The organism is Micromonospora sp. NPDC048040, assembly GCF_055587185.1.
Genome location: NZ_JBVJGT010000013.1, coordinates 15855 through 40335, shown reverse-complemented (window position 1 = coordinate 40335; position 24481 = coordinate 15855). Strand labels below are relative to the sequence as shown.

The following is a 24481-nucleotide window of genomic DNA, read 5'->3' as shown; positions in this document are numbered from 1 at the left end:
GAGCCATTCTGCGCCGGTCAGCCGCGGGTGACCACCCACCCCGCCGGTGACCTGACCCGCAGGGACGTTACCGGCGCCCGGAGACAGAAAGGCCCCCCGTGCACCCGTCAGAGCCCGCTTATCCTTGCTGCCTTCCGGCCCTGGGGAGGTTCACGAGATGCACGCCGCACGGGGGGTACGCCAAGCGTACCCGACCGGCGGTCGATCTTCAGGGGGTGGTGGGGTGGCCGAGCCGTCGGGGACCTGTATCCTCTTCTGCGGAGGATTCGCCTAGAGGCCTAGGGCGCACGCTTGGAAAGCGTGTTGGGTTCACACCCTCACGAGTTCGAATCTCGTATCCTCCGCCGTCGACGAAGGGCCGGCCCCACGAGGGGCCGGCCCTTCGTCGTGGTACGTCCCCTGGTGTCAGCCGATGACCGAGATCGACGAGTGGGAGCCCGCCGTCCCGGTGATCAGGCGCTGGAACGGCGTCTCCCGGGCCCCGCCGGTGACCAGCCGTACGGAGAGGTAGTCGGCCCCGTCGGCCAGGTAGAGCGCCGTCCGCATGCCCGCGCCGCCGACGATCCACTTTCCGCCGCCGCCGGCCCGCTGGAACGAGCCGCCCTCCACGCTGACGGCCGAGGCGGCGATGTGGAAGCCGGCCGAGTACTGGTCACTGCTGCCGGTCCCCGTCGAGTCGGCGGTGCAGCCGGAGAGCGTGCAGTTCGGGGCGGCGATCTCGAACCCGTTGCCCGCGCTGTCCTGGGCCTCGCAGCCCACCAGCGTGGCGCGGGCGGACTCGATGCGGAAGGCGGGACCCGGCGTCGTCGCGGTACCGGTGCCGTACGCCTTGCTGCCCCAGACCTTGAGGTTGCCGCCGCTGATCAGGTAGCCCCCGGCGGCACCGCCCTGGGCGGAGCAGCCGCTGACGAAACCGTCGGAGGACTGGATGTTGTAGGCCCAGCCGTCCGCGTGCTCGACCCGGCAGTCGGTCAGCTTGAACTCGCGCTGCCCGCCCGAGTAGGTGCCGCCGAGGTAGATGCCGTCGCCGGTGGTGCGGGTGACGAAGACCCGGGTGAACCACGGCGCCGGGTCCGGCCCGTACGTGGACGGGGTGGCGTTCATCTGGAAGTTGATCCCGTTCGCCACGATGTTCGCCGCGTCGAGCCCGATGTCGGTCACGCACTGGCGGGAGGAGCCGACGTACGTGCCGGACCACGGGTTGACGACCAGCGCCGCCCCGCTGAAGCCCGAGCCGGCGCGCAGGATCGTGACCAGCGGGCCGGCGCCGATCAGCGCGTGCTTGTCGTCGAGCACCACCGGGGCCTTGACCGTGTAGGTGCCGGGCGCGACGTAGACGGCCCGCTGGCTGCTGCTGCCCAGCGCGGTGTTGATGGCGGCCTGGGCGCCGACGGTCGGATCCACCTCGTAGGTGGCGCCGGAGCCGGCGGGACCGACCCACGGGATCGCCCCGGTGGACGCGAGCGCGGCGGCCTGTGCGGGGTTGATGCCGCCCAGCGCGGGCGCGGCGACGGCGGCGCCCGCGCCGACCATCGCGGCCCGGAGCAGATGACGACGGCCGGAACGGTTGTCCTGCATGCTTCCTCCTGAGCTGGTTGACCCTCGGCCGCCGGGGCGGAACGAGGTGCGGCGTCGGTGGCCCGTCGCACGGAGGAAGCGGACAGGTCGACGGGGCAGCCCGGCCTGCGCCGAGCCGCCAAGTCTCTCCGTCTGTGTCGATCCCCCGTGGCGGCGACGGAGCCCGCGCCGCATCGGCGGTCATCATCGCAACTGGTGGCCGATCCGTCTGCCCCCTACGGGCGATCTTCGGGACGTCAGCGTCCGGGGTCGAGTGGTGATCTCCGACGCAGGTCGATCAACCGGCAGGGCCGGAACCATACGCTGGCAGCCGCACTCGACAGCGAGATATCCGGGCGGCGGCGACCTGAGGGCGACGACCGGCCCGGGGAAGGCGCGGACACAGATGAACACGATGTTGAACGCCGCCGAGATGCTGGCGGTGCTGGCCGCCGGGGTCGCGGCCGGCGCCATCAACGCGGTGGTGGGCTCGGGCACGCTGGTGACCTTCCCGGTCCTGCTGTCCCTGGGCTTTCCACCGGTGGTGGCGAACGTGTCGAACACGGTCGGGCTGGTGCCGGGGTCGTTCTCCGGGGCGTACGCCTATCGGCGTGATCTGGCCGGGCACGGCCGGCTGCTGGCGCGGTTGGGCGTCGCGAGCGTGCTCGGGGGGATCACCGGGGGCGTGCTGCTGCTGCGGCTGCCGCCGGGGGCGTTCCGGGCCATCGTGCCGGCGCTGATCGGGCTGGCGCTGGTGCTGGTGCTGGTGCAGCCGCAACTGGCCCGGGCGCTGGCCCGCCGGCGGCAGGGCCCGGCGGACGTGCCGCCGCCCGCCGACGGGGAGGTCCGGCGGGTCGGGCCGCTCCTGCTCCTCGGTGTGTTCGCCACCGGGGTGTACGGCGGCTACTTCGGCGCCGCCCAGGGTGTGCTGCTGCTGGGGCTGCTCGGGGTGCTGCTCTCCACCGACCTGCGCTGGGTCAACGGGGTCAAGAACGTGCTCGCCGGCCTGGTGAACGGGGTCGCGGCGGTCATGTTCATCGCCCTGGGCACGGTGGCCTGGCAGCCGGCACTGCTCATCGCCGTGGGTTCCGTGGTGGGTGGCCTGGTCGGCGGCCGGTGGGGGCGTCGGCTGCCGCCGGCGGCGCTGCGCGCCGCGATCGTGGTCGTCGGGCTCGCCGCCCTGGTCAACCTGCTGGCCTGAGCCGGCGCCACCCGACGTGAGCTGGCCGGTCATCCGCGCGCACGGGCCCACGAGACGAAGCGGTCGGCCAGGTCGGCGGGGTTCACGTCGTGGTCCAGCCCGGCGAGTTGCTCGGCGGCCTCGGCCTGGAGGGTCGCCAGGTAGCCGGTGAGCGCGACGCGGTCGTGACGGTACTCGCCGAGCAGCCGCAGCTTCGCCGCCGAGCAGGGCCAGGCGATGCCGCACGCCCGGCAGCGCCAGGTGGGCCGGGTCGGGACGTGCTCGCGGCGTCGACTCACGGCCGGGCCGCCCCCGCCGCCTCCGCGGACCCTGGGCCGCCGGTGCCCGACCCGGACGGATCGGCGACGACCGAGACCGGGTAATTCGGTGAGGGCGCGGGTCGCGTCGTCGATCCGGCCGGCCCGGGGCCGGCGGGGATCAGCATGACCCGGTCGACGCGGACGAAGGCGAAGCGCGCGCGGGCGCGGAGGGTGCCGTCCGGGGTGAGCTCGTGGCCGCGTACCTCGGCCCACACCCGTCCCTCGAACGGGCCGATGCTCAGCACCTCGGTGATCCGCAGGGTCAGCGGTCCCTCGCCGAAGCGGTACGCGTCGTCCGGCACGCGGATCGTCGCGCCGACGATCAGGGGCATCCGTGGCTCCCGGCGAGGCGCGTTCTCCTGGCGGGGCGCGGGCTCCCGGCGATGCACGGGCTCCCGGCGAGGCGCGGACTCCCGGCGAGGCGCGGGCGGGGTCGGCTGGCATCGACCGGCGACGGCGTCGGGCCGGACGGGCAACTGTGCCGGGCCGGGCGGCTGGCGGGTGGGCACGGGCGGGGCCTCCTCCGGGAGTGCGACGAGGAACGCGACGAGCGGGCTGGAGGGGGCCGCCCCGCCCTCCCCGCCGGGGCGGCCCCGCGACTGGCGCGACCGCCGGGCTCCCTCGCCTCCACCGGCCGCGCCGCCTTCGTCACCCCAACTTGCCGTTAGTGAGCAGACAGATACACCGCGTAAATGTATGGTCGCCAGATATTTGGGACATCCGATGGGAGGAGCCCGTGAACGACGCGCTGCGGGTCGCGCTCAGCGACACCGGGCACACGACCGAATCCCTCGCCGAAAAGGTCGGGGTCGACCCGAAGACGGTCGGCCGCTGGCTGACCGAGGACCGCATCCCGCATCCCCGACATCGGTTGGCGGCGGCGGAGGCCCTCCACCGGGACGTGTCGGACATCTGGCCGGACACTTCGAGACGTCGTGACCCGATCTGGTTCCGTCCGTGGCAGGAGATCGAGCGCGAGGCGGTGTCGCTGCGGTCGTACGAGTCGGTGGTGCTGCCCGGGCTGCTCCAGACCGAGGCGTACGCCCGTGCCGTGCTGACCGGCGGCGGCCTGTTCCCCGGGGCGACGTCGAGCGGCACCTGGCCGCCCGGCTCGCCCGGCAGGGCATCCTCCGGCAGGACGAGCCGCCGCTGTTCACGGCCGTCGTCGACGAGGCGGTGCTGCGCCGGCCGGTCGGCGGCCGGGCCACCATGCGCGAGCAGCTCCGGGCCCTGGTGACCGCCTGCGCCGAGCCGCACGTCCGGGTGCACGTCGTGCCGTCGTCAGTCGGCGCCTACGCGGGGCTGAACGGGCCGTTCGTCATCGCCAACAGCCACGACCACCGGATCGCCGGCTATCTCGACAACCAACTCCAGGGCCAAGTGGTTAGCGACCCCGCGGACATCGCCGCCATGATGGCTGCATGGGAGAACGTGCGCGGCGAGGCGCTGACCCACTGGCAGTCTGTCGATCTCATCTCGGAAGTGGCGGAGACATGGAGCTGAATGGCGCGCGGTGGCGCAAGAGCAGCCGCAGCAGCGGCAACGGCGGCAACTGCGTCGAGGTCGCCGACAACCTGCCCGGCGTCGTCGCCGTGCGCGACTCGAAGGACCCGGCCGGCCCGGCGCTCGCCTTCCCGCCGGCGGCGTGGCGCGCGTTCGTCAGCCGGATCGCCGAGCGCCCCTGACCGAGCGGCGGTGACCCGGGTCGGCGTCCGGGGCAGCGGGAAACTCCGCCGCCCCGGACGACCTGGGGTCACTCCGCCGCCCCGGACGTGGCGTCACTCCGCCGGCACCGTGGCGGCCTCCAGGGTCGCCAGCGCCCGCCGCAGCGCGCCGGCCCGCCCGGCCGGCGTGCGCGCCTTGAGCAGCGGCAGGAAGATCCCGTACCGGTCGCTGCGGCTCAGGGCCTCGAACGCCGCGCGGGCACGGTCGCTGCCCGCGAGCGCCGCGACGAGATCCTCGGGTACGGCGGCGCTGCGCTGCGGGGCGTCGGCGTCCGCGCACCGGATGATCTCGACCTCGTCCACCGTTGTCAGCCCTGCCCGGCGAGGATCTCGACGTAATGCGGGTTGTACATGACGCCCAGCAGGTTGCCGAACGGGTCGACCACCGTGGCGGTCACGAAGCCGCTGCCGCGGTCCTGCGGCGGCTCGTGCGCGGTGGCGCCCAGGGCGAGCAGCCGCGCGAACATGCCGTGCACGTCGTCGACGTGCCAGTACAGGACGACGCCGCCCGGCCCGGACGCCGCGCCTGGCGGGCGGTAGCGGCTGTCGATGAGGCCCAACTCGTCCTGGTGGTCGCCGAGGCGCCATTCCGCGTAGCCGTCGCGCAGGAAGTACGGCTCGAAGCCGATCAGTTCCGTGTACCAGCCCTTGGCCGCCTGCCAGCCGGCCGCCCAGTAGCTGACGTTGGCCATGCCGCGCAGTCTCGGTGTCTCCGTCATGACCTAACGCTAGGACCGGTTGAGGAACACCAGGTTCCTCAATCTCGGGCAGAATCGGGAAATGCTGGAAACCTCGGTACGGCTCCTGCGGCTCCTCTCGCTCCTCCAGCAACGGCGCGACTGGTCCGGCGCCGACCTGGCGGCCCGGCTGGCGGTCACCACCCGGACCGTCCGCAACGACGTCGACCGGCTCCGGCAGCTCGGCTACCAGGTGGACTCGACCACCGGGCCGGCCGGCGGCTACCGCCTCGGCGCCGGCACCGCGCTGCCGCCGCTGCTGCTCGACGACGACGAGGCGGTGGCGGTCGCGGTCGGCCTGCGGGCGGCTGCGGCGGGCTCGGTCACCGGCATCGAGGACGTGTCACTGCGGGCGCTGACCAAGCTCGAACGGACCCTGCCGGCGCGGCTGCGCCCGCGCGTCGACGCCCTGCGCACCACCACGGTCTCGGCGGCCGGCGGCGGGCCGACCGTCGACGCCGGCACGCTGACCACCGTCGCGGCAGCGGCACACCGGCACGAACGGCTGCGGTTCGAATACGCCGGCCACGACGGGAGCGCCAGCGTGCGCGACGTCGAGCCGCACACCCTCGTCTACACGGGCCGCCGCTGGTACCTGCTGGCCTGGGACACGGAGCGGCGGGACTGGCGCACGTTCCGGGCCGACCGGATGCGTCCGCTGCCGCCGGCCGGGCCACGGTTCGTGCCGCGCGAGCCGCCGGGCGGCGACGCGGCGGCGCACGTGCTGCGCGGGGTCCGCTCGCTGGTCTGGGCGTACCAGGCGCGCATCCGGTTCCACGCGCCCGCCTCGGTGGTGGCCGAGCGGAGCACCCCCACCTCCGGCGAGATCATCCCGATCGACGACGCGACGTGCGAGCTGGTCACCGGCACCGACTCGCTGCACGACCTGGCCACCTACCTGAGCAAGTTCGACGTCCCGTTCACGGTCCTGGCTCCCCCCGAACTCCACGACCTCCTCCACACCCTCGCCACCCGCTACCTCGCCGCCCTCCCCCACACGCCCCAGTGATCTTGCATTTCGCGCCCAGGCGAAGACCCGCATTCCGCCTGAAACGGGGCCGAAATCGCAAGATCGCGGGGGTCGTCGCGTCCCCACGGCGGCGGGGGTGGGCGGTAGCGTGCGGGTGGTTGGTGACGGAGGCGGATCCGTCGTACACATGTTCCATCCACAGGCTGTGGACGGCGGAGGGCTCCGATGGGTTACCAGCTCAGTGCGGTCGTCGCGGACGCCGAGCTGCTCCGCGAGCAGACCGCCGACCTCGACCACGCGGTCCTCGGCGAGCTGCGCCAGGACTTCGCGCTGCTGCCGGCCACCTCACAACTGGTCGAGGAGCTGACCGGGGCGCTGCCCGACTTCTCCGTGGCGGAACGGTCGCCCGCGGAGCCGTTCCACCTGGTGCTCTCGGCCGCCCTCGCCGGGGTCCTCGCGGGCTGGTCGCGGTCGGGCCCGGTGGCGTACCTGGAAGCGGAGTTCGCCGGCGGCGCGGGCTACCAGTCGGCGGTGGTGTGGCTCGGCGGCGGGGTGAGCTGGGGGCCGCACGTCGACCACCTCTTCGACGGACCCCGGTCGGAGTGGCCGCTCAACGCCGCGCTCACCCGGCTCGGCGCGGAGCCCGGCGCGTGGATCGACCCGTTCGCCGAGCTGGGCCTGCACGTCGAGCGGAGCACCGCCGGGTGGCTCACGCACGGCCGCCGGCGGTTGAGCGCCGACTACTGGGACGAGCTGGCCGACGAGTGGGAAAGCCGGCAATCTGGGGACGAACAGCAACCTGAGCGCCCCGGCCCCGTTGGGGACTGGGGGATTCTATGAAATTGCGACAATTCGCGTTCATCGCGACGCTGCTGACGGCTGCCTCGATCGCGGGCAGTGGCGTGCGCCCGCAACTGCCCGAAGTGGACGGTCGGCCCGCCGGAGCCGTCGACGTGGTCGGTCTGAACGGGCTCCACGACATCGAGTTCGGCGACACCGAGGACGAGCTGACCCGGCGGGGCATCCTGCGTACCGACGTCGACGCCTGCGGCCCGTCACTCGCCGGGCACGACACGACCAGCCCGATCTTCGTCGACGACCGGCTCGTGCTGCTCTGGCTCGGCGACGCGACGCGCACCCCGGAGGGCGTCACCGCCGGCAGCCCCGTCGACGAGGTCTGGGGCCGCTACCCGTCGGCGCGCGAGCTGGAGGCTCCACAGGGGACGCACCGGTTCGACGGGCTGCTCGCCCGGCGGGGCGACCGCGCGTACCTGTTCCTGCACGACGGGCGCACGGTCCGCAAGATCATCGTCGGGTACGCCGAGTGGGCCGAGCGCCTCTTCGAGGAGGGCCACAGCCCCTGCTGAACTCCGCCTGTCGGTCTTCGACGCCAGCGGCGTGCGGCACTGCGGCCCCGACCGGCTACGCCTTGCGGATGGATCGGACGTCGACGGGTCGGGGGCGCGGCAGGCATGCGCGGCGGAGTGCCGGGTATCCGCCCGACATGGCGCGGTACACGAAGCCCGAGCTGAGAGAACAGCTCAAGGAAGAAATCATGGCTTCCGACAAGGGCGGCAGGCAGGGGCAGTGGTCGGCGCGCAAGTCGCAACGGCTCACCAAGGAGTACCAGAAGCGCGGCGGAGGCTACGAGGGCCCGAAGGACGAGCGGCAGAAGTCCCTGCAGCGTTGGGGCGGCGAGCACTGGCAGACCAGGGAAGGCGACACCCGGGCGCGGCACGGCGACGAGACGAGTCGATACCTGCCCAAACAGGCCTGGGAGCAGCTCTCCGACGAGGAGCAGCGCAAGACCGACACCAAGAAGCGGAAGGAGTCGAGGTCCGGCAAGCAGTACGTCGCCAACACCGAGCGGGCCAGCCGCGCACGCCGGAACGCCACGTCGGTCGGGCGGCTGTCGGAGCTGCCGGTTGCCGAGGCCGCCAAGCTCGTCCGGGGCCTCGACACGGGCCAACTCAAGGCGGCACTGCGGAACGAACGCGACAACAAGGGTCGCAAGACGCTCATCCAGCGGCTGGAGTCGGAACTCGACCGGCGCTGACGGGCGTCCGGGTTACCGCGCCCGCTCGCGTACCGCCGAAACCGGGACCAGAAACGAGAACGCCCGGCCGATCCTCGCGGATCGACCGGGCGTCCTCGCTTGTCACGAGCGGTGGCGGAGGGATTTGAACCCTCGGAGGGCGTAAACCCTCACACGCTTTCGAGGCGTGCTCCTTAGGCCGCTCGGACACGCCACCGCCGACGAGGGTACAGGACCGCGGGTCTGGATGCCGAACCGGTATCCCCGCCTCCGGCCTGGCAGGATCTTTGCCATGAGTACGCACATCGGCGCGAAGCCGGGAGAGATCGCCGAGCGGGTCCTGATGCCGGGCGACCCGCTGCGGGCCAAGTGGATCGCGGAGACCTACCTCGAGGGCGCCAGCTGCTACTCGACGGTCCGGGGCATGCTGGGCTTCACCGGCCGCTGGAACGGCGTCGAGGTCTCCGTCCAGGGCTCCGGCATGGGCATGCCCTCCGCCTCGATCTACGCCCACGAGCTGGTCAACGAGTACGGCGTGAAGAGCCTGATCCGGGTCGGCTCCTGCGGCGCCCTGACCGAGGACCTGCGGCTGCGCGACGTGATCGCGGCGATCGGCTCGTCCACCGACTCGAACATGAACCGGATGCGCTTCGACGGGCTGATCGACTACGCCCCGGTCGCGGACTTCGGGCTGCTGCGCACGTCGGTCGAGGTGGCCGAGCGGCGCGGCATCGCCATGCGGGTGGGCCCGATCCTGGCGGCGGACGCCTTCTACACCGACCGCCCGGACCTCTACGACAACCTCGCCGACTACGGCGTGCTGGCGGTGGAGATGGAGTCGGCGGCGCTCTACACCATCGCCGCCCGGTTCAAGGCCCGCGCGCTGACCCTGCTGACGGTCAGCGACCACATCAAGACGGGCGAGAAGACCACCTCCGAGGAGCGCGAGCAGACCTTCAGCCAGATGGTCGAGATCGCCCTGGACACGATCATCGCCTGATCCCCCTCCCCCCTTCGGCTCCACCGCCCCGTCGTCCGCCGGACGGCGGGGCGGTGTCGTGACGATCGTCACCCGAAAAAACTATACGACCGGTCGTGCTTATTTATTAGCCTCTCCCCATGACACTCGACGGACGCGTCGCGCGGGGCGACCGGACCCGCACGGCCGCGCTGGACGCCGCCGTGGTGCTGGCCACCGAGGTCGGCCTGCACGGGCTCTCCCTCGCCCAGCTCGCCGACACGCTCGGGGTCAGCAAGTCCGGGCTGTTCGCGCACTGGCGCTCCAAGGAGGCGCTCCAGCTCGCCACCATCGACCGGGCCGTGGAGCAGTGGCAGGAGCGGATCGTCGCCCCAGCCCTGCGCGCCCCCGGCGGCGTACGGCGGCTCTGGGCGTTGCACCAGGCCCGGATCGACTTCTACGCCGCCCGGGTGCTCCCCGGCGGCTGCTTCTTCGCCAGCACCGACTTCGAGTACAACGCCCGCCCCGGCCCGGTCCGGGACCGGCTCGCCGAGGTGTTCGGCCGCTGGGCCGCGTTCCTCGAACGGCTCGTCCGGGAGGCCGTCGACGCCGGCGAGCTACCCGCCGACACCGACGTCCCGCAGCTGGCGTACGAGATCGACGCGCTCGGGATCACCGCCGCGCTGCGCTCCCGGCTGCTGGACCCCGACACCGCCTACCGGCACGCCCGCCAGGGCCTGCTGAACCGCCTGCGGGCGCTGTGCCCCGACCCCACCCTGCTACCGGAAGGCCGCTCATGAGCCACGCCATCGCCGACCAGCCCGCCGTCGAGTTCGGTCACGTCGAGCACGTCACGGTGCACTTCGACGACCTCGACGCCCTCGGCCTCCTGCACAACGCCCGGTACGCCGTGCTGCTGGAACGGGCCCTGACGCCGTACTGGGCCGCCCGCGGCGTCTCGTTCCAGGGCGGGCAGCACAGCGCCCCCGACGTGTTCCACGCGGTACGCGAGTTCACCATCACCTACCGCGCCCCGATCACCGGCACCGGGCCCGTGGCGGTGCACTTCTGGCTCGAACACTTCGGCACCAGCAGCGCCGAGTACGCCTACCAGTTCCGCTCCGTCGACGGCCGGGTGGTGCACGCCGAGGGCCGGCGCGCCATCGTCCGGCTCGACCCGGCCACTCTGCGCCCGGCGCCGTGGACCGAGACCGCGCAGGCGGTGGCCGCCACCCTGCTCCGCCCCGCCCCGACCCCAGCCTGACGCGGTTCGGGTGCGTCCGCCGGTCGCGCAGGCGACCACGGACGCACCCGAACCGTCAGGCCAGCGCCTCCGTGGGGGCGAGGCGGGCGGCGCGGACGGCCGGATACAGGCCGGCGCCACCACCGATCGCCAGGGTCGCCCCCACGCCGCCGACCACCGCCCAGGCCGGCACCACGGTCGGCCACCCCTGGGAGAGCGCGTAGCCGGCGGTGACCAGGATGCCGAGCAGCACCCCGCCCGCCCCGCCCAACGCGGAGAGCAGCAGCGACTCGGCCAGGAACTGGGTGCGAACCTGCCCCCGGGTGGCACCCAGCGAGCGCCGCAGCCCGATCTCGGCGCGCCGCTCCAGCACCGAGATGACCATGATGTTCGCCACCCCGACACCGCCGACCAGCAACGCCACCGCGCCGAGGCCCAGCAGCAGGCCGGTGAACGCCTCGTCGGTGGCCTCCGCGGCCGCCAGCGCGTCCGACGGCCGGGACACCGCCACCTCGTTCGGCGCCTCCGGGTTCGCGGTCGCGCCGAGCACCGACCGGACCGCCTCCACCGACGCCTCCCGCGACCGGGTGTAGACGGTCGTCGGGTGCCCGTCGAAGCCCAGGTACGTCTCCGCGGCCGGCCAGCCGACCAGCGCCGAGCCGTCCAACTCCGGGGCGAGCGGGGCCGGCGCCAGGATGCCGACCACGGTGAACCAGCGCCCGCCGAGGTGCACCTGCACGTCCGGGCCGGCCGCGCCGAGCCCGAGCCGCCGGGCGGCGGCGTCGCCGAGCACCACGGCCGGGTACCGCTCGGTGGCCGCGTTCAGCCAGGTGCCGCTGCGTACCGTCGCGCCGACGGTGTCGACCAGCCCGAGCTGGGCGGCCCGGGTGGCGATGCCGCCCGTCTGGCCCGGCGGGATGCGGTCGGAGCGGTAGACCGGGCTCTCCGGCACCTGCCCGGTGGCGGCCACCGCGGTCACCGGCCCGATCCGGCCGATCATGGCGACCGACTCCACCGGGAGCCGCGCCTGCTCGCCGAAGAGCGTGCTGCCCGGGGCCACGGTGAGCAGGTTGGTGCCGAGCCGGTCCAGGGTGCGGTCCAGGTCGGCGCGGGACGACGACGAGATGCCGACCACCGCCACCATCGCCGCGATGCCGATCGCTATGCCCAGGGCGGAGAGAAACGCGCGCAGCGGCCGGGTACGCAGCCCCACCCCGCCGACCCGGAGCACGTCGGCCGGCACCAGCCGGGCCGGCACCAGCCGCGGCCGGTTCTCCACCACCGTCAGCCCACGCCGGTCGCGCCGGGTGTCCACCGCCATCAGCGCACCCCCTCGGAGACCAGCGCCGCCGAGTCGGCCACCACCCGGCCGTCCCGCATCCGCACCTGCCGCGGCAGCCCGTCGGCGATCTCCCGGTCGTGCGTGATCACCACGACCGTGGTGCCCGCCACGTGCAACTCGCGCAGCAGCGTCAGCACCCCGGCACCGGCCACCGAGTCGAGGTTGCCGGTCGGCTCGTCGGCGAGCAGCACCGCCGGCTCCCCGACCACCGCCCGGGCCACCGCGACCCGCTGCCGCTCGCCGCCGGAGAGCTCGTGCGGCCGGTGCGTCAGCCGGTGCCCGAGCCCCACCCGGTCGAGCGCGGCCTCCGCGCGCCGCCGCCGCTCCCGCCGGGGTACGCCGGCATAGAGCAGCCCGTCCGCGACGTTGTCCAGCACAGGCGTGCCGGCGGCGAGGTGGAACTGCTGGAAGACGAAGCCGATCCGGCGGGCCCGCAGCGCGGCCAGCTGGCGGTCCGGCAGGATCGCCACGTCGTACCCGTCGATCCGGACCCGGCCGGCGGACGGGCGGTCCAACGTGCCGATCAGGTGCAGCATGGTGGACTTGCCCGACCCGGACGGGCCGACGATCGCCAGGAGCTCGCCGTATCGGATCCGCAGCGACACCTCACGCAGCGCCACGACCCCGCCCGGGTACGTCCGGCTCACCCCGTCCAGCACGACGGCGTCAGCGGTCATGCCGGCATCCCCACGGTCATGCCCTCGGCCACGTCCGGGCCGCTGATCTCGACCCGGCCGGCGGCGAAGAGCCCGGTCGTGACCGCGACGATCCGGCTCCGCCCCGCGTCGACCACCTCCACCCCGTAGCCGCCCTCGGCGAGGGCGAGCAGCGCCGCCACCGGCACGGTGAGCACGTCGGGCCGCTCGGCCGCGGTGAAGGTGACCTCCACGGACGCCTGGTCGTAGCCGGCGAGCTTTGCCGGGTCGGCCACCGACACGGTGACCTCGATCTTCGTCTCGGCCTCGCTGTCCTGCCCCGCCGCGCCGCCGGTGCCGGCGTCGATCACCGTCTGCACGGTCTCGACCTTTCCGTTGACCGGCCCACCGTCGGGCAGGCTGACGGAGACCGCGCTGCCCTTCTTCGCCAGCCGTTGGTCGTCGACCTCCAGCTCGACGGTGACCAACCGGCTGGTGCCCGTGTACGTCAACACCGCCTGGCCCGGCTGGGCCGCGTCCCCGGGGGCCGCCTGCTGGCTCTCCACCCGTACCGCGCCGGCCGCGTAGACGATCCGGCCCGGCTCGACCCGGCCGGTCTCGGGCAGCCCCAGCTTCTCCTGCCACTGCCGGACCGCGTCGGCGGTGCTGCCCGTGTACTCGTCGTCGACCGTGAAGCCGTCGTGGCCGAGCGCGCGCAGGTTCCGCTCGAACTGCTCGACGTCCGCCCCCTCCACCCCGGGTTGGAGCACCCGGTACGCGGGCAGCGACCCGTAGAGCAGCACCACCGGGTCGTTGTCCACGGCGTAGAGCCGCCCGCCCCGCTTCACCGTCGCACCGGTGTCCGGCACCGCGGTGATCGTCCCGCTCAGCCGGGCGGAGGCGGTGCGGGTGGTGCCGTACCCCAACTCGCCGTCGACGGTCTGGGCGTCGGTCAGCGTCTGCCGGGTGACCGTGGCGGTGGCCGGCGGGGCGGTGTCGGCGGCGGCGGTGCTGCGGTCGGTCCCGTCGAAGCCCACCGCGGCGGCGACACCGACGGTGGCCGCGACCACGACGGCGGCGGCCAACGCGACCGTCCGGAGCCGGACCCGTCGAGCGCTCACCGCGCGGCTCCGGCGTTCTCCGGTGCGTACTGCCGGCACTTCTCCATCGCGGCCTTCACCTGCTGGTCGTCGACCTTCATCGCGTCGAGCCGCAGTTGGATGCCGCCGTCCGCGGAGGGGTCCGGGAACTCGGGCACGCCGTTCTCGCGCATGCAGGCGGCGAGCTTGCGCAGCCGCTCCACCTGCTCCGGATCGAGCTTCGGCTTCTCCCCGCCGTTCGGCAGGTGCTGCCGGCACTTCTCCATGGCCGCCTGCACCTTCTCCGGGTCGGTCTTCTCGTCGAACCGGAACAGCCGCGCGCCGCCCGGCTCCGGGTCCGGCACCTCCACCCCGTTCTCCCGCATGCACTCGGCGAACTTCAACTGCCGTTCCCCGTCGCCGAGCTGGGCGGCGGAGGAGGCCGACACCGGTTCGGCACCGCCGCCGCCCGCCGTCGCCACATCCGGTCCGTCGCCCGACCCGCCGCAGCCGGCGACGGCCAGGGCGACCAGCAGCGGCACCGCGAGTAGTCCTCGTCGCATGACACGCTTCCTCTCCGGGCCCGGCGGACGTCGCCGGGCACCCCCCGTTCGGCCCGGCACTCCACCGGGCGTCCCGACCAGTCGACGACAGGGGGCGTATCCGGGGCGTAACCGGCGGCGTTAACGGCGGCGTTATCCGGGGCGCGGCACGATTGGCGGGTGAGAGTGCTGGTGGTGGAGGACGAGAGCCTGCTCGCGGAGAGCATCGCCGAGTGGCTGCGCCGGGAGGCGTTCGCGGTCGACGTCGCGTACGACGGCGACGCGGCGCTGGAGCGGCTCGGCGTCAACGACTACGACGTGGTCGTCCTCGACCGGGACCTGCCGCTCGTGCACGGCGACGAGGTGTGCCGGGCGATCGTGGACGGCGGCGGGGAGACGCGGGTGCTGATGCTCACCGCGGCGGCGGCCGTCCGGGAGCGGGTGGCCGGCCTGGCGCTCGGCGCCGACGACTACCTGACCAAGCCGTTCGCCCTGGTCGAACTCTCCGCCCGGGTGCACGCGCTGAGCCGGCGGGCCCGCCCCGCCGCGCCGCCCACGCTGGCCCGGGCCGGCATCGTGGTCGACCCCGGCCGCCGCGAGGTGCACCGGGACGGCCGGTACGTGCCGCTGTCCCGCAAGGAGTTCGCGGTGCTGGTCGAGCTGCTGCGCGCCGACGGCTCGGTGGTCTCCGCCGAGGAGCTGCTGGAGCGGGCCTGGGACGAGCACATCGACCCGTTCACCAACGTCGTCCGGGTCACCGTGATGAAGCTGCGCCGCAAGCTGGGCGACCCGCCGGTGGTCGAAACCGTGCCCGGTGTGGGATACCGGATCTCGTGAAGCGCCTCTCCCTCCGGGCCCGGCTGACCCTGATCTACGGCGGCCTCTTCCTGGTCGCCGGGTTGGTCCTGCTCGCGGTCACCTACGTACTGGTCGAACAGCGCACGACGCAGCCGGTCGGGATGGCGCTACGCGACGCCAAGCCGTTCGTCCAGGGGACGGGGCCGGACATCAACGGCGTCCCGGCCGAACAGCTGCGGGTGCTGGTCAACAGGGCCCAGGACGACGCCCGGGACCAGACCCTGTACTCGCTGCTCACCCAGGGCGGTATCGCGCTGCTCCTGGTCTCCGTGGTGGCCATCGCGTTCGGCTGGCTGGTCGCCGGCCGGGCGCTGCAACCGCTGCACCAGATCACCGGGACCGCCCGGCGGATCGCCGGCGCCGACGTGGCCGGACGCGGGCTGCACGAACGCATCTCGCTCTCCGGGCCACGGGACGAGGTCCGGGAGCTGGCGGACACCTTCGACGAGATGGTGGAGCGGCTCGACCGCTCGTTCGACGGGCAGCGCCGGTTCGTCGCGAACGCCTCGCACGAACTGCGCACCCCGCTGGCGCTCAACCGTTCGCTGATCGAGGTGGCCGTCACCCGGCCGGGCGCGTCCGAGGACGTCCGCCGGCTGGGCGAGTTGCTGCTCTCGGTGAACGAGCGGCACGAGCGGCTGATCGACGGTCTGCTCACCCTGGCCGACTCGGAGAACGAACTCAGCGCCCGGTCCCGGGTGGACCTGGCCGAGGTGGCCGCGCACGTCGTCGACCAGGCGGTCCGGCCGGATACCGGGCCGGTGGTGGACCGGGAGCTGGCGGCGGCGCCGGTCAGCGGCGACCCGGTGCTGCTGGAACGGATCACCACGAACCTGGTGGAGAACGCGCTGCGGCACAACCTGCCGACCGGCGGGTGGGTCGGAATCCGCACCGGCGTGGTGGCGGGGCGGTCGACGCTGACGGTGAGCAACACCGGCCCGGTGGTGCCCGGCTACGAGATGGCGGCCATCTTCGAGCCGTTCCGCCGGCTCGCCGGCGAGCGGGTCGGCGGTGGCCGCGGGTTCGGCCTCGGGTTGTCCATCGTCCGGGCGGCGACCCGGGCGCACGGCGGCACGGTGACGGCCCGCCCCCGCGACGGCGGCGGGCTGGACGTCACGGTCGAGCTACCGCCCGCCTGACTCCCACCGGGGAAAGCGGCCCCTGCCTCAGCGGAAGAAGGCGCGCAGCAGCGCGGCGCTCTCCGACTCCAGGACGCCGCCGTAGACCTCCGGCCGGTGGTTGAGCCGGCGGTCGCGCAGCACGTCCCAGAGCGAACCGGCGGCCCCGGTCTTCGGCTCCCAGGCGCCGAACACCACAGTGGACACCCGGGCCAGCACGAGCGCGCCCGCGCACATCGTGCAGGGTTCCAGGGTGACCACCAGCGTGCAGCCGTCGAGCCGCCAGCGGCCCAGCCGCTCCGCCGCCCGGCGCAGCGCCAGCACCTCGGCGTGCGCGGTCGGGTCGCCGGTCAGCTCCCGCTCGTTGCGCCCCGTCGCCAGCTCGGCGCCGTCCGGCCCGTAGAGCACGGCGCCGACGGGGATGTCGTCGGAGCTGTCCTCGCCCGCGCCGCCGGGGGGCTCCGCCGGCCCGGTGACCGCGACCTCCAGCGCCCGGCGCATCCACACCTCGTGCCGCTGCCGCCGGCCGGCGCCGTCCGGGTCGGCCAGCTCCTCGTGCGCGCCGGGCCCGACCCGGCCGACCGAGCCCGGGGTCGGCTGCCCCGGCCGTACGGTCTCCAGCGCCGGATCGGTGGCGTCGGCCGGCTCCCCGCCACCGGCCCCCGACCGGCCCGGCCCGGCGACACCGGACGGGTCAGACCTCACGCAGCTCCTCGACCTCGTCGGCGCAGCCGAGCATCAGGCACACCTCGGCGGTCACGTCGGCGGGCATCATGCCCTCCTGCGCGCACAGGTTTAGCAGCTTCTGCGCGGGGATGCCCAGGTCGGCCAGGAGGTCGGCGTCGCCGACCGGGTCGGCCTCGGGGTCGACGGCGGGCTGCTGGCCCTCCTCGTCGCCGGAAGGGGCCGGGCGCGGCTCGTCGGTGTCGTCCATCCCCGTCACCGAGGTCTTGAGGTCCCCCACCAGCAACGCGCCCAGCCGGGACTCCTCCGCGTACGCCGAGTCGGAGCCGAAGACCCGCAGGTCCTCCCCCTCGTCCAGGCGCAGGATCACCAGGTACGCGTCGTCCGCCTCGACGAAGAGCAGCGACAGGTCGGCGTCCTGGTCGACGTCGCGCAGCCGGTCGGCGACGTCGTCGACGTCGGTGACGCCCCGCAGATTCACCTCGGCCGCGGTCCAGCCGCCGCCGTCACGCACGACCGCCGCAGCGAAGTACGACACGGTCCCCCCAAAAGCCTCGGCACGCCGACCCGTTACGCGTGCACGTTAGCCGGTCGGGTCGGCAGGCGACCGGTCAACGCCCCGAAGGGCCGGTCAATCCTGAGGAAACTCTCGTCAGCCGGCGACGCGACGGCGGGTGGCGATGAGCTCCCGCAGCCGCTCGCTCCGCACCCGCTGCGGCCGCTCGCGCTGGCGGACCGCCCGGGCACCCGCCAACTCGGCGAGGAGCTGCTGGCGACGACGGCTGCGCTCGGGATCGAGCCGCGGAGTGGTCCAGGCCATACCGCCGAGAGTGCCGAGTCCGCGCGGCCACGTCAAGACAGGATTCGCTGCGCAGCCGACCCGCGACGCAGCGCAGCCGCGCCCGCCGCCCGGACCTCCCCTCGACCGGGGGCTACCAGAGCGGCCAGTCCCCGCTCGACGCCCAGCGCACCGCCACGACGGCGGCGGCGATGCTCCACCCGCCGGCGGTGACGATCGCGACGCCGGTGGCCACCCCCCGGTCGCCGGCGCGGACCAGCAGCAGCGCGGCCAGCCAGGCCAGGCCGCCGGCCGCCACCGTCCACCAGGCGTACTCGGACACGCTGCGGCCGAGCAGGCCGAACAGGAGCAGCCAGACGGTCGCCGCGCCGCCGCCCACGGCGACGCCCACGCCGGTGACCGGGTGCGGCTCACGGTAGGTGGGCCGCGACGGCGGCCCGGCGGGGAAGAGCCCCGAGGGGGCACGCGGCGCCGGGCGCAGGTCCGGGTCGGGCGGGAAGGCGTACGGTCCGGTCGTCACCCTGCGCCTCCCCTCTGCCGTGCGGCTCGTCCCACCGTACCGACTCTGTCAGGATGTCCGGATGCCCTCGCCGACGATCCGACGCCGCCGCGCGCGTCCGGCGTACCCGGTCCTGCTGTTGCTCGTGCCGGTGCTGGCCGCCGGCTGCGCGACGAGCCGGCCCGGGACGGCACCCGGCACTCCCCGCCCGAGCCTGCCGGCCACGGCCGCGCAGTCGGCGCCGTCGTCCGCCGTCCCGACCGACGGCGCCGCCCCGACCGGCCCGTCGGCGGCGCCGACCCGCGCCGGGCTGCCGCACGTCTTCCCGGTACGCGCGGCGAACGTCGCCTACCACCCGACCCACTCGGCCTACCCGGGGACGGACATCTTCGCCGACTGCGGCGAGCCCGTGGTGGCCGTGACCGACGGCGTCGTCCTAGAGGTCAGCCGGGTGGACCGGTTCGACAAGCGGGGGCCGCGAGGGCCCTACAACGGCGGGTTGTCGGTCTCGCTGCTCGGCGACGACGGGGTGCGCTACTACGGCTCGCACCTGCGCCGGATCGCCGACGGGATCGACGCCGGCGTGCGGGTGCGGGCGGGGCGGCTGCTCGGCGAGGTCGGCCGGACGGGCAACGCGAACAACGTCTGCCACCTGCACTTCGGCATCTCTCCGCCGTGTACGGGCCGGGACGGCTGGTGGATCCGGCGGGGCGTCGTCTGGCCGGCGCCCTACCTGAACTCGTGGCGGCGCAAGGGCAACCGCGAGCCGGCCGCCGAGGTGGCCGCGTGGCACCGCCGGCACGGCTGCCCGAAGGCCCCGGCGACGACCGGCTGACCGCGCCGCAGGTCGTTCCTGCGACCGGCGGCGCGGAGGCGTATTTTCCTTGGAATGAGCGCCCGGGACCCGATCGCCGATCTCCGCCGGATCGCCTTCCTCCTGGAGCGGGCGAACGAAGCGACCTACCGGGTCCGGGCGTTCCGGTCGGCGGCCACGGCCCTCGCCGCGCTGCCGGCGCGGGAGGTGGCCGAGCGGGTCCGCACCGGCAAGCTCACCGAGCTGTCCGGGGTCGGCGACGTCACCGCCCGCTGCGTCGCCGAGTCGCTCGCCGGCGAGGAGCCGGTCTACCTGCGCCGGCTGGTCGCCACCGAGGGCACCGACCTCGACGCGGCGGCGACCGCGCTGCGCACCGCGCTGCGCGGCGACTGCCACACCCACTCCGACTGGTCCGACGGCGGCTCCCCCATCGAGGAGATGGCGCTCGCCGCGGTCGAGCTGGGTCACGAGTACGTGGTGCTGACCGACCACTCGCCCCGGCTGAAGGTGGCCCGGGGCCTGACCGCGGACCGGCTGCGCCGCCAACTCGACCACGTGGCGAAGGTCAACGAGGCGCTGCCGGAGGGCTTCCGGATCCTGACCGGCATCGAGGTCGACATCCTCGCCGACGGTTCGCTGGACCAGGACGAGAAGCTGCTGGCCCGCCTCGACGTGGTGGTCGGCTCGGTGCACAGCGGCCTGAACGACGACCGGGCGAAGATGACCCGGCGGATGCTGGCCGCGATCGCGAACCCGCACCTGGACATCCTCGGCCACTGCACCGGGCGGATGGTGTCGTCCCGGCCCGCCGGCGTGAAGGGGCCGGGCGACCGGGCGCACCGGCCGCGTACCCGATCGGAGAGCGACTTCGACGCGGACGCCGTCTTCGCCGCGTGCGCCGAACGCGGGGTGGCCGTGGAGATCAACTCTCGGCCGGAGCGGCAGGATCCCCCGAAGCGGTTGATCCGCCGGGCCCTGGAGGCCGGCTGCGACTTCGCCATCAACACCGATGCGCACGCCCCGGGGCAGCTCGACTGGCAGCGGTTCGGCTGCGAGCGCGCCGCCCTCTGCGGGGTGCCCGCCGACCGGGTGGTCAACACGTGGGACGCCGACCGGCTGGTCGACTGGGCGCGCGAGCACGCCGCACGCTGAGCCGTCGCCGCGCCGGCCGCCCCGGGCCCGGGGCGCGCCCCGGGCCGAGACCGCGGCACCGCAGCGGTAGGTGGCCGGCGCGGCGACGTCGGCCGGGGCCGTTCAGCGCGGGGTGGCCGGCACGACGGCCGGCGCGGCGACGTCGGCCGCCGGCCGTCGCCGGCCGATCAGGCCCTGCGAGACGGCGACGCCGAGCAGCACGACCAGCGCGCCGACCGGCTGGTGCCAGGTGAGCCGCTCGTCGAGGGCGAGGGCGCCGATCAGCACCGCGAAGACCGGGATCAGGTAGGTCACGGTGGAGGCGGTGCTCGCCCCGGCGACCCGGATGTTGCGCATGTTGATGACGAAGGCGAGGCCGGTGCCGAGCGCGCCGAGCGCCAGCACGCTGGCGACCACCTCGACCGAGAGGCCGGTCGGCACCGGCGGCGCCCCCGCGACGAACGGCGCGACGACCGCGAGCTGGGCCGCCGCCATCAGCAACTGCGCCGCCGAGAGCGAGAGCCCGGAGTGCGTGCTGCCGGCGACGAACTTCTTCTGGTACGGGATGGCGACCCCGTAGCAGGCGGCCGCACCGAAGCACATCAGCTGCCCGACGAAGTGCGCCCCGCCCACGCCCCGCCAGACGCCGAGCACCACCAGCACGCCCACGAAGCCCAGCGCCAACCCGACCGCGCGGCGGACGGTCAGCCGCTCGGTGCGGAACACCAGCACCGCCAGCGGCAGCACGATCAGCGGGGTGGTCGCGTTCCAGATGCCCGCGAGCATCGACTCGACCCGCTGCTCGCCGTAGCCGAAGAGGGTGAACGGCACGGCGACGCCGAACGCGGCGACCACGGCCAGGTGCGCCCAGACCCGGGGCTCGGTGGGCAGCCGGTCACGGAGCACGGCGAGCACCACCAGCAGCGTCACCGCGCCGGCGCCGACCCGGTAGAGGGTGAGGTGCAGCGGATGCAGCTCCTCGACGCCGACCTTGATGAACAGGAAGCTGGAGCCCCAGATCGCCGCCAGCGCGACGAACCCGGGCAGCCAGCTCCGCAGCGCCGCCCGGTCAGGGGTGATATCCGCTGTCACTCCTGACACTCTGCCGCAGCCCCGCGACAATGTCCCGCGACTTTCGGACGCCGTGTCGACCACCACAGGGACCGTCCCACCGGTCGGGATCGCGCCGTCGCGACGCTGCCACCGGGTGTCTTCGCCGACGACGGACCGGCTCGCCGCCACCGGTCCGGACCGACCGCGCGACCGCTGCCCTGAACACCGCAAACACGCTCGACAACTCGGCGGTCGCGTCGCGTAGGGTCGCAGCGTGGGACGAATCGATGACCTCGCGAACCGGTACGTGGCCGACTGGGCGCCGCTGAGCCCGACCGGTGCCACCTACGTCGGCATTGCCGGCTACGACGGCCAGCTCGACGACCTGTCACCGGACGGGTACGCCGCCCGGGCCGGGCTGATCCGACAGACCCTGGCCGACCTGGACGTGACCGAGCCGGAATCAGAGCCGGAACGGACCGCCAAGGAGGCCATGCAGGAGCGGCTCGGCCTCGACCTCGCCCGCTACGAGGCGGGCGAGACGACCAGCGAGGTGAACGTGATCGCCAGCGGCCTGCACGAGGTCCGCATGGTGTTCGACCTGATGCCCACCGAGGGCGACGACGCCAGGGCCAACATCGCCGCCCGGCTGAACGGCTTCGCGGGCGCGCTGGAGGGCTACAAGGCGACGCTGCGCGAGGCGGCCGCCGCCGGCCACGTCAGCTCCCGGGTGCAGCTGGTCGAGGTCGCCAAGCAGTGCGACATCTGGACCGACCCGGACGGCGACAACTTCTTCCACGGGCTGGTCGAGCGGCTGGGCGCCGACGGCAGCCTCGGCGCCGAGCTGCGCCGGGGCGCGGCGGCGGCGACCGCGGCGACCGCCGAGTTCGGGCAGTTCCTCCGCACCGAGCTGGCCCCGCTCGGCCGGGAGAAGCAGGCCGCCGGCCGCGAGCGCTACGAGCTGGCCTCGCAGTACTTCCTGGGCGCCAAGGTCGACCTCGACGAGACGTACGCCTGGGGGTTCGAGGAGCTGGCCCGGCTGGAGGCCGAGATGCGGGCGGTGGCCGCCCGGATCGTCGGCCCCGGCGCGACCATCGACGAGGCGGTCGCGGCGCTGGACGCCGACCCGGCCCGGACGATCCAGGGCAAGGAGGCGTTCCGGGACTGGATGCAGGCGCTCGCCGACAAGGCGATCAGCGACCTGAACGGCACCCACTTCGACATCCCGGAGCAGGTCCGCCGGATCGAGTGCTGCCTCGCCCCGACCAGCGACGGCGCGATCTACTACACCGGCCCGAGCGAGGACTTCTCCCGCCCCGGTCGCATGTGGTGGGCGGTGCCGCAGGGCGTCACGGACTTCTCCACCTGGCGCGAGGTGACCACCGTCTACCACGAGGGCGTGCCGGGTCACCACCTCCAGGTCGCCCAGACCGCCGTCCGCGCCGAGCTGCTCAACCGCTGGCAGCGGCTGCTCTGCTGGGTCTCCGGGCACGGCGAGGGCTGGGCGCTCTACTCGGAGCGGCTGATGGACGATCTGGGCTACCTGGACGACCCGGGTGACAAGCTCGGCATGCTCGACGGGCAGGCGTTCCGGGCCGCCCGGGTGATCGTCGACATCGGCATGCACCTGGAGCTGGAGATCCCGAAGGACAACCCGTTCGGCTTCCACCCGGGCGAGCGCTGGACGCCGGAGCTGGGCTGGGAGTTCATGCGGGCGCACTGCCGGGTGCCGGACGAGAACCTGCGCTTCGAGCTGAACCGCTACCTCGGCTGGCCGGGGCAGGCCCCCTCGTACAAGGTGGGCGAGCGGATCTGGCTCCAGGCCCGCGACGAGGCGAAGGCCCGCAAGGGCGCCGACTTCGACCTGAAGGAGTTCCACCGCCAGGCGCTCGACCTGGGCTCGCTCGGGCTCGACCCGCTGCGCAGGGCGCTCGCCCGCCTCTGAGGTGGTGTGCGGGGCCGGAGGGACACCGGCCCCGCACCGCGATGTCGGAAAACCGTCGTCCACCTGCCACGGTGGGCGACGCCCGACGACCTGCTACCGGCCCCCGGCCTCGCCGTCGCCGCCCCGCACGGGCGCCCCGGACGTGACCTCCTGCTGCTCTCCCGACGCGGCGGCGTCGCTGTCGTCGGCACGGTGCCGCGCGGCGGCGGTGGCCCGCCGGCCCGAGAGCACCAGCCAGAGGCCGACGAGCAGCGCCAGCGCACCGATGACCGCCAGCCCGAGCGGGATGGTCCGACCGATCAACTGCAGCTTGTCCCGGTTGCTCCCGGCGGACTCCACGCTGTTGGCGATGGTCTGGTCGGTGTAGACGAAGTCGGCGTCCAGCAGCGTGGTGGCCGTGCCCTGGTCCGGCACCAGCGTCTTCTTCTGCTGCTCCCGCACCTTGACGAAGTTGCCGCTGACCGGCTCGACCCAAATGGTGCGGGTGTTGCTGTACATCACCTTGCCGCTGGTCGCGCCCGGCGCGAACGCCCCGAGCAGGCCGCTGACCCGGTCGGCCGGCAGGCCCAGGTCGGTCTCCTCGATGACCTGCTGGAACCGGTACGCCTCGATGCCGTCGACCTTCTCGGTGCCGTCGAACCGGATCGGCAGCGCCTTGCGCACGTCACGGTCGAAGTACTCGTAGTCCTTGCGCTCGGTGTGGAACGGGAACTTGTAGACCTGCCCGCCGAAGGTGACCTCGCTCGGCCCCTCCGGCCCGTCGGCCTGGAGGAACTGCTTGTCCCACTCGACCGCGGCAGCGGTCCGCCGGTCCAGCGCCAGTTCCGCGGAGTACTGGCTGATCACCTCACCGGTCTGGGTCCACTTGACCGTGCCGTACGCGCCCCAGACGACCGCCTCGCCCTCCAGGTCCCCGGTCATCTCCGCCTCGGTGACGCCGGCCTGCGGCGCCACCTCGGTGGTGGCCTCCAGCGTGCCGGTCTGGACCGTCGGCGGGGCGTCCTTCTTCAGCTGCAGGAACTTCGCGTTCTCCGCCACCGCTACGCTCGGCTTCAGGCAGCCCTCGGGCTTGCCCTCCGCGTTGCAGAGCGTGAGGTCGTACGGCAGTTTCGTCACCGTAGGTGCCACGAAGAACGCCGCTCCCGCGGCGAGCACGAGACACAAGACGCCTATCCCGAACAGCACGGCGCCTAGGCGAGCCTTCACTGATCCTCCCAACAAAGACAGTCAGCCGGTGTCCGGCGAGGGGGTCCTGTCC

29 protein-coding genes, 2 tRNA genes, 1 other RNA gene and 1 pseudogene are annotated in these 24481 nt (G+C 73.8%); 16 read left to right on the top strand and 17 right to left on the bottom strand.

Features of this window, described 5'->3' with window-relative positions; translation table 11 throughout:
* Positions 1-87: 87 nt before the first annotated feature.
* Positions 88-178, bottom strand: an RNA gene (gene ffs / locus ACZ6O2_RS15625) — signal recognition particle sRNA small type.
* 81 nt (positions 179-259) lie between these two features.
* Here ffs and ACZ6O2_RS15620 point away from each other — a divergent pair.
* Positions 260-344, top strand: a tRNA-Ser gene (locus ACZ6O2_RS15620).
* Between the two features lie 61 nt (positions 345-405).
* On the opposite strand, the gene ACZ6O2_RS15615 is transcribed toward ACZ6O2_RS15620, so the two are convergent.
* Positions 406-1578 carry a glycosyl hydrolase family 28-related protein gene (locus tag ACZ6O2_RS15615; RefSeq protein ID WP_350709562.1) on the bottom strand — a complete coding sequence of 391 codons (1173 nt, stop codon included), beginning with the start codon at positions 1576-1578 and terminating at the stop codon, positions 406-408.
* A 385-nt stretch (positions 1579-1963) separates the two neighbouring features.
* Between ACZ6O2_RS15615 and ACZ6O2_RS15610 the strand changes: the two genes are divergently transcribed.
* Positions 1964-2758: a sulfite exporter TauE/SafE family protein gene (locus ACZ6O2_RS15610; protein WP_350709563.1), complete on the top strand. Its 795-nt coding sequence runs from the start codon at positions 1964-1966 to the stop codon at positions 2756-2758.
* 29 nt (positions 2759-2787) lie between these two features.
* On the opposite strand, the gene ACZ6O2_RS15605 is transcribed toward ACZ6O2_RS15610, so the two are convergent.
* Positions 2788-3036, bottom strand: a complete 249-nt coding sequence (locus ACZ6O2_RS15605) for a flavin reductase (protein ID WP_466023301.1) — start codon at positions 3034-3036, stop codon at positions 2788-2790.
* Positions 3033-3389 carry a hypothetical protein gene (locus ACZ6O2_RS15600; protein ID WP_466023300.1) on the bottom strand — a complete coding sequence of 119 codons (357 nt, stop codon included), beginning with the start codon at positions 3387-3389 and terminating at the stop codon, positions 3033-3035. Before ACZ6O2_RS15600 ends, ACZ6O2_RS15605 begins: the two co-directional genes overlap by 4 nt.
* Before the next feature lie 404 nt (positions 3390-3793).
* Here ACZ6O2_RS15600 and ACZ6O2_RS15595 point away from each other — a divergent pair.
* Positions 3794-4560 (top strand): annotated as a pseudogene (locus ACZ6O2_RS15595) (helix-turn-helix domain-containing protein).
* Entirely contained in the window at positions 4551-4742 is a 192-nt protein-coding gene (locus tag ACZ6O2_RS15590) for a DUF397 domain-containing protein (RefSeq protein ID WP_357456327.1), read from the top strand. Before ACZ6O2_RS15595 ends, ACZ6O2_RS15590 begins: the two are co-directional and overlap by 10 nt.
* A gap of 93 nt (positions 4743-4835) precedes the next feature.
* Here ACZ6O2_RS15590 and ACZ6O2_RS15585 read toward each other — a convergent pair whose 3' ends face one another.
* Together ACZ6O2_RS15585 and ACZ6O2_RS15580 are read right to left on the bottom strand one after the other, a co-directional pair.
* Positions 4836-5084 carry a YdeI/OmpD-associated family protein gene (locus ACZ6O2_RS15585; RefSeq protein ID WP_466023299.1) on the bottom strand — a complete coding sequence of 83 codons (249 nt, stop codon included), beginning with the start codon at positions 5082-5084 and terminating at the stop codon, positions 4836-4838.
* A gap of 5 nt (positions 5085-5089) precedes the next feature.
* Entirely contained in the window at positions 5090-5500 is a 411-nt protein-coding gene (locus ACZ6O2_RS15580) for a VOC family protein (protein WP_466023298.1), read from the bottom strand.
* 61 nt (positions 5501-5561) lie between these two features.
* On the opposite strand from ACZ6O2_RS15580, the gene ACZ6O2_RS15575 reads away from it, so the two are divergent.
* The 4 genes from ACZ6O2_RS15575 to ACZ6O2_RS15560 all read left to right on the top strand — a co-directional run bounded on the left by ACZ6O2_RS15575 (position 5562) and on the right by ACZ6O2_RS15560 (position 8544).
* Positions 5562-6527, top strand: a complete 966-nt coding sequence (locus ACZ6O2_RS15575; RefSeq protein WP_466023297.1) for a helix-turn-helix transcriptional regulator — start codon at positions 5562-5564, stop codon at positions 6525-6527.
* Positions 6528-6713: 186 nt separating this feature from the next.
* Entirely contained in the window at positions 6714-7328 is a 615-nt protein-coding gene (locus tag ACZ6O2_RS15570; RefSeq protein WP_466023296.1) for a hypothetical protein, read from the top strand.
* Between the two features lie 32 nt (positions 7329-7360).
* Entirely contained in the window at positions 7361-7855 is a 495-nt protein-coding gene (locus ACZ6O2_RS15565; RefSeq protein WP_466023358.1) for a hypothetical protein, read from the top strand.
* A 137-nt stretch (positions 7856-7992) separates the two neighbouring features.
* Positions 7993-8544, top strand: a complete 552-nt coding sequence (locus ACZ6O2_RS15560) for a hypothetical protein (RefSeq protein ID WP_350709582.1) — start codon at positions 7993-7995, stop codon at positions 8542-8544.
* A gap of 109 nt (positions 8545-8653) precedes the next feature.
* On the opposite strand, the gene ACZ6O2_RS15555 is transcribed toward ACZ6O2_RS15560, so the two are convergent.
* Positions 8654-8740 (bottom strand) — tRNA-Ser (locus ACZ6O2_RS15555).
* Positions 8741-8815: 75 nt separating this feature from the next.
* Here ACZ6O2_RS15555 and deoD point away from each other — a divergent pair.
* From deoD to ACZ6O2_RS15540, 3 genes are all read left to right on the top strand, one after another.
* Positions 8816-9523 (top strand): purine-nucleoside phosphorylase, encoded by a 708-nt coding sequence (deoD, locus tag ACZ6O2_RS15550; RefSeq protein WP_350709584.1) that lies wholly within the window; start codon positions 8816-8818, stop codon positions 9521-9523.
* Positions 9524-9642: 119 nt separating this feature from the next.
* Positions 9643-10281 carry a TetR/AcrR family transcriptional regulator gene (locus ACZ6O2_RS15545; RefSeq protein ID WP_350709586.1) on the top strand — a complete coding sequence of 213 codons (639 nt, stop codon included), beginning with the start codon at positions 9643-9645 and terminating at the stop codon, positions 10279-10281.
* Complete coding sequence (locus ACZ6O2_RS15540; RefSeq protein WP_466023295.1) at positions 10278-10745, top strand: acyl-CoA thioesterase; 468 nt, start codon at positions 10278-10280, stop codon at positions 10743-10745. The genes ACZ6O2_RS15545 and ACZ6O2_RS15540 overlap by 4 nt, the downstream gene beginning before the upstream one ends.
* 55 nt (positions 10746-10800) lie before the next feature.
* On the opposite strand, the gene ACZ6O2_RS15535 is transcribed toward ACZ6O2_RS15540, so the two are convergent.
* From ACZ6O2_RS15535 to ACZ6O2_RS15520, 4 genes are read right to left on the bottom strand one after another with little or no spacing between them, the layout of a single operon-like run.
* Positions 10801-12045, bottom strand: a complete 1245-nt coding sequence (locus ACZ6O2_RS15535) for an ABC transporter permease (protein ID WP_466023294.1) — start codon at positions 12043-12045, stop codon at positions 10801-10803.
* Positions 12045-12743, bottom strand: a complete 699-nt coding sequence (locus ACZ6O2_RS15530; RefSeq protein WP_357456299.1) for an ABC transporter ATP-binding protein — start codon at positions 12741-12743, stop codon at positions 12045-12047. The genes ACZ6O2_RS15535 and ACZ6O2_RS15530 overlap by 1 nt, the downstream gene beginning before the upstream one ends.
* A complete protein-coding gene (locus tag ACZ6O2_RS15525; RefSeq protein WP_466023293.1) occupies positions 12740-13822 on the bottom strand; it encodes an efflux RND transporter periplasmic adaptor subunit in 1083 nt (360 codons plus the stop codon). Before ACZ6O2_RS15525 ends, ACZ6O2_RS15530 begins: the two co-directional genes overlap by 4 nt.
* Complete coding sequence (locus ACZ6O2_RS15520) at positions 13819-14343, bottom strand: hypothetical protein (protein ID WP_466023292.1); 525 nt, start codon at positions 14341-14343, stop codon at positions 13819-13821. The genes ACZ6O2_RS15525 and ACZ6O2_RS15520 overlap by 4 nt, the downstream gene beginning before the upstream one ends.
* A 159-nt stretch (positions 14344-14502) precedes the next feature.
* Here ACZ6O2_RS15520 and ACZ6O2_RS15515 point away from each other — a divergent pair, with 159 nt between their 5' ends.
* Together ACZ6O2_RS15515 and ACZ6O2_RS15510 are read left to right on the top strand one after the other, a co-directional pair.
* Positions 14503-15159 (top strand): response regulator transcription factor, encoded by a 657-nt coding sequence (locus tag ACZ6O2_RS15515; RefSeq protein WP_350679041.1) that lies wholly within the window; start codon positions 14503-14505, stop codon positions 15157-15159.
* Positions 15156-16319, top strand: a complete 1164-nt coding sequence (locus tag ACZ6O2_RS15510; RefSeq protein WP_350709598.1) for a sensor histidine kinase — start codon at positions 15156-15158, stop codon at positions 16317-16319. Before ACZ6O2_RS15515 ends, ACZ6O2_RS15510 begins: the two co-directional genes overlap by 4 nt.
* A 27-nt stretch (positions 16320-16346) precedes the next feature.
* Here ACZ6O2_RS15510 and ACZ6O2_RS15505 read toward each other — a convergent pair whose 3' ends face one another.
* The 4 genes from ACZ6O2_RS15505 to ACZ6O2_RS15490 all read right to left on the bottom strand — a co-directional run bounded on the left by ACZ6O2_RS15505 (position 16347) and on the right by ACZ6O2_RS15490 (position 18301).
* Positions 16347-16799 (bottom strand): nucleoside deaminase, encoded by a 453-nt coding sequence (locus tag ACZ6O2_RS15505; protein ID WP_350709639.1) that lies wholly within the window; start codon positions 16797-16799, stop codon positions 16347-16349.
* Between the two features lie 193 nt (positions 16800-16992).
* Entirely contained in the window at positions 16993-17520 is a 528-nt protein-coding gene (locus tag ACZ6O2_RS15500) for a tRNA adenosine deaminase-associated protein (RefSeq protein ID WP_350709600.1), read from the bottom strand.
* Positions 17521-17634: 114 nt separating this feature from the next.
* Entirely contained in the window at positions 17635-17802 is a 168-nt protein-coding gene (locus ACZ6O2_RS15495) for a hypothetical protein (protein ID WP_350709602.1), read from the bottom strand.
* Between the two features lie 112 nt (positions 17803-17914).
* Positions 17915-18301: a hypothetical protein gene (locus ACZ6O2_RS15490; RefSeq protein WP_393268567.1), complete on the bottom strand. Its 387-nt coding sequence runs from the start codon at positions 18299-18301 to the stop codon at positions 17915-17917.
* Between the two features lie 61 nt (positions 18302-18362).
* Between ACZ6O2_RS15490 and ACZ6O2_RS15485 the strand changes: the two genes are divergently transcribed.
* Both ACZ6O2_RS15485 and ACZ6O2_RS15480 read left to right on the top strand, forming a co-directional pair.
* Positions 18363-19115, top strand: a complete 753-nt coding sequence (locus ACZ6O2_RS15485; protein ID WP_466023291.1) for a M23 family metallopeptidase — start codon at positions 18363-18365, stop codon at positions 19113-19115.
* A 54-nt stretch (positions 19116-19169) separates the two neighbouring features.
* Positions 19170-20246: a PHP domain-containing protein gene (locus ACZ6O2_RS15480; protein WP_466023290.1), complete on the top strand. Its 1077-nt coding sequence runs from the start codon at positions 19170-19172 to the stop codon at positions 20244-20246.
* 102 nt (positions 20247-20348) lie between these two features.
* Here ACZ6O2_RS15480 and ACZ6O2_RS15475 read toward each other — a convergent pair whose 3' ends face one another.
* A complete protein-coding gene (locus ACZ6O2_RS15475) occupies positions 20349-21317 on the bottom strand; it encodes a DMT family transporter (RefSeq protein ID WP_350709608.1) in 969 nt (322 codons plus the stop codon).
* A gap of 235 nt (positions 21318-21552) precedes the next feature.
* On the opposite strand from ACZ6O2_RS15475, the gene ACZ6O2_RS15470 reads away from it, so the two are divergent.
* Positions 21553-23223, top strand: a complete 1671-nt coding sequence (locus tag ACZ6O2_RS15470; protein ID WP_350709610.1) for a DUF885 domain-containing protein — start codon at positions 21553-21555, stop codon at positions 23221-23223.
* 93 nt (positions 23224-23316) lie between these two features.
* Here ACZ6O2_RS15470 and pgfA read toward each other — a convergent pair whose 3' ends face one another.
* Positions 23317-24429, bottom strand: a complete 1113-nt coding sequence (gene pgfA, locus ACZ6O2_RS15465) for a cell envelope lipid trafficking protein PgfA (RefSeq protein ID WP_350709612.1) — start codon at positions 24427-24429, stop codon at positions 23317-23319.
* Between the last annotated feature and the right edge of the window lie 52 nt (positions 24430-24481).

Excerpts from the sequence above, each read along its gene's own strand:
- ACZ6O2_RS15615 (WP_350709562.1), bottom strand. The coding sequence starts at position 1,578 with ATGCAGGACAACCGTTCCGGCCGTCGTCATCTGCTCCGGGCCGCGATG.
- ACZ6O2_RS15610 (WP_350709563.1), top strand. The coding sequence starts at position 1,964 with ATGAACACGATGTTGAACGCCGCCGAGATGCTGGCGGTGCTGGCCGCC.
- ACZ6O2_RS15600 (WP_466023300.1), bottom strand. The coding sequence starts at position 3,389 with ATGCCCCTGATCGTCGGCGCGACGATCCGCGTGCCGGACGACGCGTAC.
- ACZ6O2_RS15590 (WP_357456327.1), top strand. The coding sequence starts at position 4,551 with ATGGAGCTGAATGGCGCGCGGTGGCGCAAGAGCAGCCGCAGCAGCGGC.
- ACZ6O2_RS15580 (WP_466023298.1), bottom strand. The coding sequence starts at position 5,500 with ATGACGGAGACACCGAGACTGCGCGGCATGGCCAACGTCAGCTACTGG.
- ACZ6O2_RS15575 (WP_466023297.1), top strand. The coding sequence starts at position 5,562 with ATGCTGGAAACCTCGGTACGGCTCCTGCGGCTCCTCTCGCTCCTCCAG.
- ACZ6O2_RS15570 (WP_466023296.1), top strand. The coding sequence starts at position 6,714 with ATGGGTTACCAGCTCAGTGCGGTCGTCGCGGACGCCGAGCTGCTCCGC.
- ACZ6O2_RS15560 (WP_350709582.1), top strand. The coding sequence starts at position 7,993 with ATGGCGCGGTACACGAAGCCCGAGCTGAGAGAACAGCTCAAGGAAGAA.
- deoD (WP_350709584.1), top strand. The coding sequence starts at position 8,816 with ATGAGTACGCACATCGGCGCGAAGCCGGGAGAGATCGCCGAGCGGGTC.
- ACZ6O2_RS15545 (WP_350709586.1), top strand. The coding sequence starts at position 9,643 with ATGACACTCGACGGACGCGTCGCGCGGGGCGACCGGACCCGCACGGCC.
- ACZ6O2_RS15540 (WP_466023295.1), top strand. The coding sequence starts at position 10,278 with ATGAGCCACGCCATCGCCGACCAGCCCGCCGTCGAGTTCGGTCACGTC.
- ACZ6O2_RS15535 (WP_466023294.1), bottom strand. The coding sequence starts at position 12,045 with ATGGCGGTGGACACCCGGCGCGACCGGCGTGGGCTGACGGTGGTGGAG.
- ACZ6O2_RS15530 (WP_357456299.1), bottom strand. The coding sequence starts at position 12,743 with ATGACCGCTGACGCCGTCGTGCTGGACGGGGTGAGCCGGACGTACCCG.
- ACZ6O2_RS15520 (WP_466023292.1), bottom strand. The coding sequence starts at position 14,343 with ATGCGACGAGGACTACTCGCGGTGCCGCTGCTGGTCGCCCTGGCCGTC.
- ACZ6O2_RS15505 (WP_350709639.1), bottom strand. The coding sequence starts at position 16,799 with ATGCGCCGGGCGCTGGAGGTCGCGGTCACCGGGCCGGCGGAGCCCCCC.
- ACZ6O2_RS15495 (WP_350709602.1), bottom strand. The coding sequence starts at position 17,802 with ATGGCCTGGACCACTCCGCGGCTCGATCCCGAGCGCAGCCGTCGTCGC.
- ACZ6O2_RS15485 (WP_466023291.1), top strand. The coding sequence starts at position 18,363 with ATGCCCTCGCCGACGATCCGACGCCGCCGCGCGCGTCCGGCGTACCCG.
- ACZ6O2_RS15480 (WP_466023290.1), top strand. The coding sequence starts at position 19,170 with ATGAGCGCCCGGGACCCGATCGCCGATCTCCGCCGGATCGCCTTCCTC.